Raw genomic sequence first — 12,393 nt, forward strand, 5'->3', positions numbered from 1 at the left:
GTCTAAACGGCCATCATAGAGATCTTTTTCTGAAGATCAAGGCGATCGCTGAAAAAACCCCATAAAAAAACCCGCCAAAAGGCGGGTTTTATCAATCACTTATATTCAGGCAAGCCAGGAGAGCAGCTGGATCACGTCCGATTGCACCCCAGCGGCGGTGACATGGGGGCCAGCGCCGGGGCCGCGGATAATGAGCGGGTTCTCCCGGTAATAGCGGCTCTGGATGGCAAAAATGTTGTCGCCAGCGGTGAGGTTGGCAAAGGGATGGGTGGCATCCAGGGTCTCAAGGCCGACTGTGGCACGAAAGCCGTCTTCTTCCTGGCGCAGGTTACCCACGTAGCGCAGCAGCTTACCTTTGGCCTTGGCCTGGTTAAGGGCGGCCAAGAGCGGCTGGTCCAGCTCATCGAGGCGAGCGAAGAACTCGTCGCGGCTGATGTCGCGCAGGTGCTCTGGCACCAAGTTGTCGATGTGGATGTTATCCAGCTCCAGGCGCCAGCCGGCTTCGCGGGCCAAAATCAGCAGCTTGCGGGCGGCGTCCAGGCCGTTGAGGTCGTCACGGGGGTCAGGCTCGGTAAAGCCCTTGGCATGGGCTTCTTTTACCAACTGTGAGAACGGCTTGGTGCCGTCGAAGTTTTGGAACAGCCAGCACAGGGTGCCGGAGAACACGCCGCCAACCCCTTCGAGATCGTCGCCGCAGCCCAAGAGGTCGCGAATGGCAGCCTGTACCGGCAAACCGGCACCGACCGTGGTGTTGTAGAACCAGCGCCGCCCGCTTTGGCGAAGGGTCACGTGCAAGCGGTCGTATTCACCCAGAGGCGCGGAGCCGGCCTGCTTGTTGGCGCTGACCAGATGCACACCGGCGTTGAGGAATTTAGGGTACTGGTCGGCCACCGCCTTGGAGGCAGTGAGATCCAGCAGCAACAAGTGAGCAAAGGGCGCCTTTTTAAAGGCCTCCAGCAGGTCGCCTTCAAAACGCGGCTCGCCGCCTTTGGCAAACTCGTCCCGCCAGTTGGCCGGCTTGATGCCGTTAAGAGAGAACAGCTGCTTTTTGGAGTTGGCCAGGCCATAGAGGCGCAGCCGGTCTTTGAGGCGCGGCGCAAAGCCGTCCAGCCAGCAGCCGCCGATATTCCCTACCCCCAGCACCACCACGCCCACGGCAAAGAGTTGGTCGTGCAGGCGAGCCAGCAGCGATTTGGCCGGCAATTCCCGTACAAAGGCGATAAGTGACAGCCCTTCAGGGCCCTTGGCCTGATGCACCAGGCCCCCTTGCTGGGCCACGTTGGCTAGCGCCTGGCCAGCAGGGCTTTGCCAATCAAGGCCCTGACCCACCAGGGCCAGCAGGGTCAGCTTCTCGGCCTGCTCGCCAAAGGCGAAGGGCAGGTAGAGGATGGCGCCGCCCTCTTCCTCGGCATAGGCCTGGGCGCGAATGTCGCAGCTGGCCTCTGCGGCGTGACAGCGGTACACATCGCCCCGCCAGGTGAGACTGGCCAGGTTCTTGTTAGCGCGCTCGGTACTGATGCGGGTGCCGCCTTCGTCTGGGGCGAAGGTGCAGCGGATGATGAGCTGTTGGCGGGTAAGATCAAGCGGCCCCAAGGTGCGAGGATGCAGCACCGGCGAGCCGAGGCGGGCAAGCTCAGTGGCTACCTTACCGGCCAGGTGATTTTGGGTGTAGGCGCCTTCCAATTTGCGGGGGTCGGCGGTGTAGATGCCGGAGACGTCGGTCCAGATGGTCACCGACGCCGCTTCTAAAAAGCTTGCCACCAAGGTGGCGCTGTAGTCAGAGCCGTTACGGCCCAGGGTGCGAGTTTCGCCTTGAGCATCGGCGCCAATAAAGCCGGTAACGATGGTCAGCTCGTCGCTGGCAATGGCCTGCAGGCGCTCGCGGCTTTGGGGCTGAACCTGGCCGTTCTCAATCACCAGGAAATCACGGGCGTCCAGGAAACGGGCATCCAGCAGCGCCGCCAGCAGGCGGGCCGACCAAATCTCCCCAAAGGACACCAACCAGTCGCTGTTGGTGATGCCATCGGTCAGGGCCTGCTCGATGGCGGCAAGATCGGCGCCGAGGGCCGCCGAGAGCTGGGCCACTTTATCGACCCCTTCAATGCCCTTGAACAAGGCCTGTTGCTGGGCCTTGAGGGCCGGCAGGGAGTCGAGGGTCAGGGCCAGCAGGTGATCGGTGGTATCGCCAGACGCAGACACCACCACCACATCGCCCTTTTGACAATGACGGCGCACCAGCGCCGCCACTTTGAGGTAACAATCGGCATCAGCCAGGCTGGAGCCACCGAACTTATGAATGTGTCGCATACCGCTGTTAACCTTCTTTGAGGGCAGGCCAGGCCTGAGCCAGGTCGTCAATCAGATCGTCGGCATCTTCAATGCCCACGGAAAAGCGCAGCAAACCGTCGTTAAGGCCGGCTTCCTTGCGGGCTTCGGCGGTCATGGCCGCATGGGTCATGGTGGCAGGCACCGCCACCAGGCTCTCTACCCCGCCAAGAGACTCGGCCAGGCTGAACAGTTTGAGCCGTGAAACAAAGTTGCCCAGGGTGTCGAGGCTGACATTGAGCTCGATGCTGAACATGGCACCAAAGCTCTTTTGCTGGCGTTTGGCCAGCTCATGGCCGGGGTGGCTGGCAAGGCCCGGGTAGTGCACCACCGACACCTCCGGTTTTTGCGCCAGCCAGGCAGTTAGCTTTTGGGCATTTTCTTCGTGAATGCGAAACCGCGCCGCCAGGGTGCGGATGCCGCGCAGGGTCAGGTAAGAATCAAAAGCCGAGCCGGTTACGCCGATGCAGTTGGCCCACCAGGCCAGCTCGTCGCCCAGGGCCTTGTCTTTGGCCACCAAAGCGCCACCCACCACATCGGAGTGGCCGTTGATGTACTTGGTGGTGGAGTGCAGCACCAAGTCGGCACCCAACGCCAAGGGGCTTTGGCCGATGGGCGACAAGAAGGTGTTGTCCACCAGCACCCGCGCGCCCACGGCGTGGGACGCCTCGCAAATGGCGGCTACGTCCACCACCCGCAGCAGCGGGTTGGAGGGAGTTTCCACCCACACCAGCTTGGGCTTTTTGGCCAGGGCATCGGCCAGGGCTTTAGGGTCGGCCTGGTCGATGGTAATGAGGTTAAAGGCACCCTTCTTGGCCCAGGCGTTGAACAGGCGCCAGGAGCCGCCGTAACAGTCGTGGGGCACCACCAGGGTGTCGCCCGCCGACAACAGTTGCAGCGCCACTGTCACAGCCCCCATGCCGGTGGCGGTCACCACCGCCCGGGCGCCGCCTTCGAGCTTACAGATGGCGTCGGCCAGCAGGTCGCGGCTGGGGTTGTTGGAGCGGCTGTAATCGTAGCTACCGGGGGTGCGAAAATCCTCGAAGGTGTAGTTGGTGGAGAGATACAGCGGCGGCACCACCGAGTTGTGCTGCTGGTCAGACTCCAGGCCTGAACGAACGGCAGTGGTGCTTTGGCGAATACTCATCCGGGTTACCTCGAGGTGTTCTGAATTGGGGTGCTGAGCGGTGAATGGGTGCTCACCGTGACCATAGGGTAGCCGTTTGCATCTCTGGGCGTCAAGATGTTTAGACGTCCAAAATGGCCGAGATTGACTGTCCCCACCAAGGGGGTACAATTTGCGCAATAAAATAAAAGGTCTAAGGCACTCACATGGCTCAATGGAACGGCGACTACATCAGCCCCTACGCCGAGCACGGCAAGAAAAACGAACAGGTTAAAAAGATCACCGTCTCCATCCCGCTGAAGGTTCTGAAAATCCTCACCGACGAGCGTACCCGCCGCCAGGTTAACAACCTGCGCCACGCCACCAACTCGGAGTTGCTGTGTGAAGCCTTCCTGCACGCCTTTACCGGCCAGCCCCTGCCCGGTGACGAAGACCTGCGCAAAGACCGCCCAGACGATATTCCCGAGAGTGCCAAGCAGATAATGAAAGAGCTGGGCCTGGAAATACCGGACCTTTACGAAGAATAAAAAAACGCGGCCAACAGGCCGCGTTTTTCATTCCCGCCTCAGTAACTCCAAGACAGAGTCACCCCGGAATAACTGCTATAGGCCCGCACCCCCAGGTACCAGGTACCGGCGCTGGGGTTGCTGATGGTGCAGGTCTCGTTGTTGCCGTTGAGATAGGGGCGGCAACTCCAGCTGCTGGTGGTGGGCTGGGCACCAAAGCGGGTGTAGAGATCCGCATCACCACTGCCACCGCTGATGGTCACGGTGAGGGTGCTGGTCCCTGAGGGGATGCTCACGCTTTGGTAGTTCCAGTTGCCGGTGGAGGCCGACAGGTTGGAGACGCTGCCACTATTGCCGCCGCCCGGAGGGGTGGTGCCGCCGCTACAACCGTTGGCGGTGAGGTAATCGTGGGCGGCCTTGGCCTTGACGATACCGTAGCCGTAGTAGTTGTCACGGCCGCTGGCGCCTTGGTCCAGTGCGGTAGCGTCCAGGGCCGAGCGGATCTGGGCGGCGGTACATTGGGTGTGCAGGCTCCACACCAGCGCCGCGACCCCTGACACATGGGGCGTGGCCATGGAGGTGCCGGAGTAGTAGGCATAGCCGTCACCGGGGACGGTAGACAACACATTAACCCCGGGGGCGGCTATCTCCACCTGGCTGTTGTACTGGGAGAAGGACGCCCAGCTGCCGCTGCTGTTTACCGCCGCTACCGACATCACGCTGTTGTAAGAGGCCGGGTAAGAGAAGCTGGAGTTGCCGTCGTTACCGGCGGCCGCCACGATAAGCACCCCGTCGCTGTAGGCGCTGTCCATGGCGTTGCGTTCAGAGGTGGAGGAGTCGGGCCCGCCCAGGCTCATGCTAATCACGTCTGCCCCGGCGTTTTCACACTGGGAGATGGCGCCCACCAGATCCGAGCCATACGCCCAGTTACCGCTGTTGTTGAACACCTTGACGATATGCAGGCCGATATTGCCCGAGCCGCTTACCCCCACCACGCCAATACCGTTGTTGCCGATGGCGGTAATGGTGCCCGCCACGTGGGTGCCGTGGCCGTAACCGTCTTCGTACCAATTGCCGGTGTCGTAGCCGCCGTAGTTGTCGTTACCTGTGATGCCGGAGCTTGGCAAGTCTTCATGGCCCAAGTCGTACCCGGTGTCGATGATGCACACCTTGCGGTTGGCAATGGCGCTGTCAGACACCTGGTTGGCTTGCACCATGGAGATGCCGTAAGGCTGGGATTCGGCCATCAGGTAGCGCTTAGGGTCCACCTCCACGTATTCCACTGAAGGGTCTTTTTTCAGCAGCGCCAGCTGTTTGGGGTTGAGCTCAGCCACGCTCAGGCCGGCCTTTTTCAGGTGCATGATGGCCTTGGCGTCGGCCTTGGCCAGCACCTTGTCGGCCGCCTGAATGTCAAAGGCACCCTGGGCCATGGGGCCACTTACCGCCGCCAGGGCCGGATCTTTGCTCAGGGCATTGGGCGCCTTGTATTTGATGATGTAGCGGGTGTCGGTATCCACCGGTTTGAGGCTGAGATCGCCCCCGGACAGGGAAGCGGCCACCGCACTGCCGAGGGTGGAAAGTACCAACAAGGTTGTGGCGGAGGTCGCCATCAGCGTCCTTTTCTTCATGGTTGTCCTCTCTGAACTGTTTTAGTGATGGCCCGAGCGGGCAAACCAAAACTAGCCAAGGCAGGGCGGCAAAGACGTCAAAACCATGACACTGAAGGGTGTTTTTCAACCAGTTGACAACTTACAAAAATCCTGCCGCCAAGTGCCACAGAGCATCGACAACACCTAATTGATCAATAACTTATTGAGAAGGCGGTAACAGGAGGGCCCGGGTCTTCGATGGCCACAGGCAAACAGCGGATAAAGAAAAAGGGCCTAGGCCCTTTTTCCGAGTTACAGCATGTAGTCGTCCGGCAGGGGGATTTGGGCAACGCCGCTGTCCACCGCCGCCTGGGCCACGGCCCGGGCAACCCGAGGCAGCAGCCGCGGATCCATAGGCTTGGGAATGATGTACTGGCGGCCAAAGCTCAGGCTCTCAACGCCGGCGGCGGCCAGCACCTGGGCCGGTACTGCTTCCTTGGTGAGGCTGCGGATGGCTTCCACGGCCGCCACTTTCATTTCGTCGTTGATGGCGGTGGCCCGCACGTCCAGAGCGCCCCTGAAGATAAAGGGGAAGCACAGCACGTTGTTGACCTGGTTGGGGTAGTCGGAGCGGCCGGTGGCCATGATGAGGTCATCACGGGTGCGGTGGGCCAGCTCGGGTTTGATCTCCGGGTCCGGGTTGGAGCAGGCAAATACCACCGGGTTTTCGGCCATCAGGCGCAGGGCATCGGCAGGCAATACGTCAGGGCCGGAAACTCCCACAAAGACGTCGGCGCCTTCGATAACGTCTTCGAGGGTGCGCTTGTCGGTGTTGTTGGCGAACTGGCGCTTGTACTCGTTGAGATCGTCACGGCGGGTGTGGATAACCCCTTTGCGGTCCAGCATGTAGATGTTTTCGCGCTGGGCGCCACAGGTGATCAGCAGCTCCATGCAGGCCACGGCGGCCGCGCCGGCGCCCATGCACACCACCTTGGCGGTGGTGATGTCCTTGCCTTGGATCTCAAGGGCGTTGAGCATGCCGGCGGCGGTGACAATGGCGGTGCCGTGCTGGTCGTCGTGGAACACCGGGACCGAGCAACGTTCTTTGAGAGCCTGCTCAATCTCGAAACACTCGGGGGCCTTGATGTCTTCAAGGTTGATACCGCCGAAGGTGTCGGCAATGGCCGCCACGGTGTTGATGAATTCTTCGGTGGTGCGGTGTTTAACTTCGATGTCGATGGCATCGAGGTTGGCGAAGCGTTTAAACAGCAGCGCCTTGCCTTCCATCACCGGCTTGGAGGCCAGCGGCCCCAGGTTGCCCAGGCCAAGAATGGCCGTGCCGTTGGAGATAACCGCCACCAGGTTGCCCTTGGCGGTGTACTTGTAGGCGTTGTCCGGGTCGGCGGCGATTTCCCGCACCGGCTCGGCCACACCAGGAGAATAGGCCAGGGCCAGGTCTTGGGCGGTGTCGGCGGCGGTGGTCAGGGCAATGGCGATTTTACCGGGCGTGGGCTCGGCATGGTACTTGAGGGCTCTTTCGCGAAAGTCAGACATAGTGCGGCAACTTTTGTAGGGTAGGGGTATAGGTCTTTGGTATTAGGCTTTGTGAAGTGTCGCACGTTTTCAAGGGTTCAAATATCCGACCACAAAAAAAGGCGCCCGAAGGCGCCTTTTTTCAGTAAGGGGCTGCTTATTTTTTGCCGCCCAGTACTGCGAAACGCTTGTTGAACTTGTCAACACGGCCACCGGTGTTCACTTCTTTCTGCTTACCGGTGTAGAAAGGGTGGCAAGCACCGCAAACGTCCAGGTTGATGTCTTTACCAAGGGTGGACTTGGTTTTGATCACGTTACCGCAGGTGCAGGTAGCGGTAATTTCAACGTACTTAGGATGGATACCGTCTTTCATGGGGATTCCCTCAGTGGGCCGTGTCGCCATCTGGTCCAGTGCCAGACACCACACGATTGTGTTAACGTTCAAAAATTCGAAGGCGCGCATCATAGCGGATCAGTTGTTCAATAATCAATCCCCCCCTCCGGTTATCCGTGTTTTCCTGGCCACCCCCTTGCGGCGCGGCTTCGATTACCTGTGCCCGCCAGAACTCAAACCGGTGCCGGGGATGCGGGTCTGGGTGCCCTTTGGCAAGGGCCGGCGTATCGGTATTGTCGGCGAATGCAATGTCAGCCCCCAGGTAGCGCTGGACAAATTAAAGCCCATTGAAGCGGTGCTGGACAGCGCGCCCATCCTGCCGCCGGCCCTTAATAAGCTGGTGCGCTGGGCCGCCGATTACTACCTGCACAGCCCAGGAGACGCCTGGCAGCAAGCCCTGCCGGTGCTGCTGCGCCAAGGCGCCCCTGCCAGCGGCGACGAGCTGTTCTGGCAACTGGCCCCAGGCGCCGATACCAGCGCCCTTGCCAAAAACGCCAGTAAACAGCTGGCGGCGGTGGCTCAGCTGCAAAGCGGTGAGCTGTCCGACAACGAGCTTGGCGAGCTGCCCTTTGACCGCGCCACCCTTCGCACCCTGCAAGACAAAGGCTTGGTGCAAAGCGAGCAGCGGCGCCAGCAGGGCACGCCCTTTTGGGACAACCCGCTGCTGGTAAACCCCGGCCCCCGCCCCAACAGCGAGCAGGCGGTGGCCATTACCGCTATCAACGCCGCCAAGGGCTTTGCGCCCTTTTTATTGGAAGGGGTAACCGGCTCGGGCAAGACCGAGGTTTACCTCAGCGCCATGAGCGAAACCCTCAAGGCCGGTAAACAGGTGCTGGTGCTGGTGCCGGAGATCAGCCTTACCCCCCAGACCCTGCGCCGCTTTCAAAAGCGCTTTGAAGTGCCCATGGCGCTGCTGCACTCGGGGCTTACCGACAACGAGCGGCTCAAGGTGTGGCGCCAGGCCAGGGATGGGGAGCTGGGCATTGTCATCGGTACCCGCAGCGCCGTGTTCACCCCCTTGGCAAGGCCGGGCCTTATCATCGTTGATGAAGAACACGACGCCTCCTTTAAACAGCAGGAAGGCTTTCGCTACCACGGCCGCGATCTGGCGGTGGTACGGGCGCAACTTGAGAAAGTGCCGCTGGTGCTGGGCTCGGCCACCCCGGCCCTGGAAAGCCTCGCCAATTGCGAAGCCGGCAAATACCAGAAGCTGGTGTTAAACGAACGGGCCGGTAACGCCAGCCAGGTGCGCTTTGACCTTATCGACATCAAGCACCAGCCGCTGACCGCCGGGCTGTCACCGCCGGTGCTGGCCGCCATCAAGGCCCACCTTGGCCGGGGCGAGCAGGTGCTGGTGTTTTTAAACCGCCGCGGCTTTGCTCCCACCCTTTTGTGCCACGAATGTGGCTGGATAGCCGACTGCCACCGCTGCAGCGCCTACCCCACTGTGCATAAAGGCAGGCAACGGCTTATCTGCCACCACTGCGGCTCTGACCGGCCCCTGCCCCACCAGTGCCACAGCTGCGGCTCCACTCAACTGGTGGGGGTGGGCCTCGGTACCGAGCAGCTGGAAAACGAACTCTCGGCGCTGTTCCCAGGTTACAAGGCGGTGCGTATCGACCGCGACGCCACCCGCCGCAAAGGTAGCCTGGAATCGGCCCTCACCGGCATCCGCCAGGGCCAGTATCAACTCTTGATAGGCACCCAGATGCTGGCCAAGGGCCACCACTTTCCCGATGTCACCCTAGTGGTGCTGCTGGATGTAGACGGCGCGCTGTATTCCTCAGATTTTCGCGCCGCCGAGCGCCTCGCCCAGTTGGTGGTGCAGGTGGCGGGCCGGGCCGGACGCGCCGACAAACCCGGGCGCCTGCTGCTGCAAAGCCACCACCCCGAGCACCCGCTACTGAGCCAACTGCTCACCAACGGCTATGGCGCCTTTGCCGCCAATGCCCTGGTTGAGCGCCGCCAAACCCTGCTGCCGCCGTTCAGCGCCCAGGCACTGTTTCGCAGCGACGCCCTCAAGGCCGAAGACGCCCAAAGCCTCCTTGAAGCCATAGGCCAGCGCCTGCAACAGTGCGCTCCCGAGGGTGGCTGGGTGCTGGGGCCGCTGCCAGCCCCCTTGGAGCGGCGCGCCGGCAAGTTTCGTTTTCAGCTCTGGGTTCAGTACCAGGACAAGAAAGGTTTGCGTCAATGGCTGGCGCCGCTGTTGGCAAACCTCGAAGAAGACCCGCCTCACCGCCGGGCAAACTGGACTCTGGACCTAGACCCTATCGACAGTGCTTGATTTCCAAGGCCCCCTTGTCCAGCATAAGCCGACCATTTAAGAGCCCCCTTAGCGATGGCCCGTAAAGATTACGTACGCAATGCGGCCCCCAAGCGCCGCAGCAGCAACCCAAAGAGCGCCCCGCCGCGCCGCACCCCCTGGATAGCCATAGCGGTTTTTGCCGTCTGTGCCCTGGGCTTTATCTATTTTCTGGTGAACCTGGCCAAGCGCCCGGCAACCCCAGCGGCGGCCAACCCGCCGGCCAAGGTTGAGGTGAAGGCCACCTCGGTGCCGGTTGACACCAAACCGGCCACCAAGCCCAAAGAAACCCTGCCCGCTCCGCCCAAGGAAGAGTGGCGCTACGTCGAAACCTTGAAAAACAAGGAAGTGGAAGTCGACGTACCGGACAGGCCCAAGGACGACAAGCCCTATCAGATGCAGTGCGGCTCCTTTAAGGTGTACGACCAGGCCGAAACCCAAAAGGCCAAGCTCGCCTTTGTGGGCCTGGAAGCTCAGGTGCGCAAGACCGGCGACTGGTACCGGGTGATCCTCGGTCCCTACCCCGGCAAACGGGCCGCCCAGAACCAGCAGCACAAGGCCGAGAAGGCCGGTTTCCCGCACTGCGCCATCTGGCCCTGGCGCTAAGCGCCCGGGCCCGTTCCGGCACAACCTGAACGGGGCTATCTAATCTTTGAGCGGCCCTTGAAAAGGCCGCACCCTGCCCCCAGTTTGCATCTCATGTCCAATGGCGCCTGCTGCGCCCTTGTCTCAGGAGATCCCATGACCACAATCGTATCCGTTCGCCGCAACGGCCAGGTCGCCCTTGGCGGCGATGGCCAGGTTTCCCTTGGCAATACGGTCATGAAGGGTAATGCCCGTAAAGTGCATCGTCTTCATAACGGCCAGGTGCTAGCCGGCTTTGCCGGTGGTACCGCCGATGCCTTCACCCTTTTAGAGCGTTTCGAATCCAAGCTCCAGGCCCACCAGGGCAACCTGGAGCGCGCCGCCGTGGCCCTGGCCAAGGACTGGCGTACCGACCGCGCCCTGCGCCGCCTTGAGGCGATGCTGGCAGTGGCGGACAAGGAAAAGTCTTTCATCATTACCGGTAACGGTGACGTAGTGCAGCCCGAGCAGGACATCATCGCCATTGGCTCCGGCGGCAACTTTGCCCAGGCCGCCGCCAAGGCGCTGTTGAACAACACCGAACTTGGCGCCCGCGACGTCGTCGAGAAAAGCCTGACCATCGCCGGCGAGATCTGCGTGTTCACCAACACCAACCAAACTATCGAAGTCCTGGAGTAAAGCATGTCATCCATGACCCCCCGCGAGATTGTTCACGAGCTTGACCGCCACATCATCGGCCAGGCCGGTGCCAAACGCTCTGTGGCCATTGCCCTGCGTAACCGCTGGCGCCGTATGCAGCTCGACGAAGCGCTGCGCCATGAAGTGACCCCCAAGAACATCCTGATGATCGGCCCCACCGGGGTTGGTAAAACCGAAATTGCCCGCCGCCTGGCACGCCTGGCCAACGCCCCCTTTATCAAGGTGGAAGCCACCAAGTTCACCGAGGTGGGCTATGTGGGCAAGGAAGTGGAGCAGATCATCCGAGATCTTGCCGACGTGGCCATGAAGATGACCCGCGAGCAGGAAATGAAGAAGGTACGGGTGCGCGCCGAAGAAGCGGCCGAAGAGCGCATCCTCGACGCCCTGCTTCCCCGCGCCAAGAACCAGTGGGGCGAGGCCGAGAAAAGCGATTCTGACAGCCACACCCGCCAGGTGTTTCGCAAGAAGCTCCGCGAGGGCAGCCTGGACGATAAAGAGATCGACATCGACTTGGCCGCGCCGCAAATGGAGATGCAGATCATGGCGCCTCCCGGCATGGAAGACATGACCAACCAGCTCCAGTCGATGTTCCAAAACCTCGGTGGCGGCCAGACCAAGCAGAGCAAGAAGCTCAAGGTCAAAGACGCCCTGAAGCTGGCCATCGACGAAGAAGCGGCCAAGCTCCTAAACCCCGAAGAGGTTAAGGAAAAGGCCCTGGCGGCGGTGGAGAACAACGGCATCGTTTTCTTGGACGAAATCGACAAGATCTGTAAGCGCGGCGACACTTCTGGCCCCGACGTATCCCGCGAGGGTGTGCAGCGCGATCTGTTGCCGCTGGTGGAAGGCAGCACCGTCAACACCAAACACGGCATGGTCAAGACCGATCACATCCTGTTTATCGCCTCCGGCGCGTTCCAGATGGCCAAGCCGTCCGACCTCATCCCCGAGCTGCAGGGCCGCCTGCCGATCCGGGTCGAGCTGGACGCCCTGACCGCCGAAGACTTCGTGCGTATCCTCACCGAGCCCAAAGCCAGCCTCACCGAGCAATACAAGGCGCTGATGGCCACCGAGGGCGTGAACCTCGAGTTCACCGAAGACGGCATCCACAAGCTGGCCGAAGCGGCCTGGCAGGTCAACGAGCGCACCGAGAACATCGGCGCGAGGCGCCTGCACACCGTGATGGAGCGGCTGATGGAAGAAATCAGCTTCGACGCCGCCGACCACGACGGCCAGACCGTCACCATCGATGAAGTCTACGTGCAATCGCACCTGGGCAAGCTGGTGGAAGACGAAGACCTGTCCCGCTTTATCCTCTAAGCGCGGCGCACAAAAAA

The 12,393-nt window shown here is 61.4% G+C and carries 10 protein-coding genes; 5 read left to right on the plus strand and 5 right to left on the minus strand.

Translation table 11 applies throughout. The features are described 5' to 3' along the window. Window positions 1–105: 105 nt before the first annotated feature. On the minus strand, window positions 106–2,307 hold the full coding sequence (locus AC22G1_RS18225; protein ID WP_487314608.1) for an amino acid kinase family protein: 2,202 nt from the start codon (window positions 2,305–2,307) through the stop codon (window positions 106–108). A 7-nt stretch (window positions 2,308–2,314) separates the two neighbouring features. Continuing rightward, window positions 2,315–3,472 (minus strand): cystathionine gamma-synthase, encoded by a 1,158-nt coding sequence (gene metB, locus AC22G1_RS18230; protein WP_487314609.1) that lies wholly within the window; start codon window positions 3,470–3,472, stop codon window positions 2,315–2,317. Window positions 3,473–3,657: 185 nt separating this feature from the next. On the opposite strand from metB, the gene metJ reads away from it, so the two are divergent. Then, window positions 3,658–3,978, plus strand: coding sequence for a met regulon transcriptional regulator MetJ (gene metJ / locus AC22G1_RS18235; protein ID WP_050660174.1), 321 nt, complete (start codon window positions 3,658–3,660; stop codon window positions 3,976–3,978). A gap of 38 nt (window positions 3,979–4,016) precedes the next feature. Here metJ and AC22G1_RS18240 read toward each other — a convergent pair whose 3' ends face one another. The 3 genes from AC22G1_RS18240 to rpmE all read right to left on the minus strand — a co-directional run bounded on the left by AC22G1_RS18240 (window position 4,017) and on the right by rpmE (window position 7,452). Continuing rightward, window positions 4,017–5,567 (minus strand): S8 family serine peptidase, encoded by a 1,551-nt coding sequence (locus AC22G1_RS18240; protein ID WP_487314610.1) that lies wholly within the window; start codon window positions 5,565–5,567, stop codon window positions 4,017–4,019. A 291-nt stretch (window positions 5,568–5,858) separates the two neighbouring features. Further along, entirely contained in the window at window positions 5,859–7,100 is a 1,242-nt protein-coding gene (locus tag AC22G1_RS18245; RefSeq protein WP_487314611.1) for a malic enzyme-like NAD(P)-binding protein, read from the minus strand. Between the two features lie 136 nt (window positions 7,101–7,236). Beyond that, complete coding sequence (gene rpmE, locus AC22G1_RS18250; protein WP_050660171.1) at window positions 7,237–7,452, minus strand: 50S ribosomal protein L31; 216 nt, start codon at window positions 7,450–7,452, stop codon at window positions 7,237–7,239. 103 nt (window positions 7,453–7,555) lie between these two features. On the opposite strand from rpmE, the gene priA reads away from it, so the two are divergent. From priA to hslU, 4 genes are all read left to right on the plus strand, one after another. Then, window positions 7,556–9,757, plus strand: a complete 2,202-nt coding sequence (priA, locus tag AC22G1_RS18255) for a primosomal protein N' (RefSeq protein WP_487314612.1) — start codon at window positions 7,556–7,558, stop codon at window positions 9,755–9,757. 54 nt (window positions 9,758–9,811) lie between these two features. After that, entirely contained in the window at window positions 9,812–10,381 is a 570-nt protein-coding gene (locus tag AC22G1_RS18260) for an SPOR domain-containing protein (protein WP_487314613.1), read from the plus strand. A 135-nt stretch (window positions 10,382–10,516) separates the two neighbouring features. Further along, window positions 10,517–11,038 (plus strand): ATP-dependent protease subunit HslV, encoded by a 522-nt coding sequence (gene hslV / locus AC22G1_RS18265; protein WP_487314614.1) that lies wholly within the window; start codon window positions 10,517–10,519, stop codon window positions 11,036–11,038. Between the two features lie 3 nt (window positions 11,039–11,041). Continuing rightward, window positions 11,042–12,376: an ATP-dependent protease ATPase subunit HslU gene (hslU, locus tag AC22G1_RS18270; protein WP_487314615.1), complete on the plus strand. Its 1,335-nt coding sequence runs from the start codon at window positions 11,042–11,044 to the stop codon at window positions 12,374–12,376. The last annotated feature ends 17 nt before the right edge of the window (window positions 12,377–12,393 follow it).

The organism is Gallaecimonas zhanjiangensis (assembly GCF_057624825.1).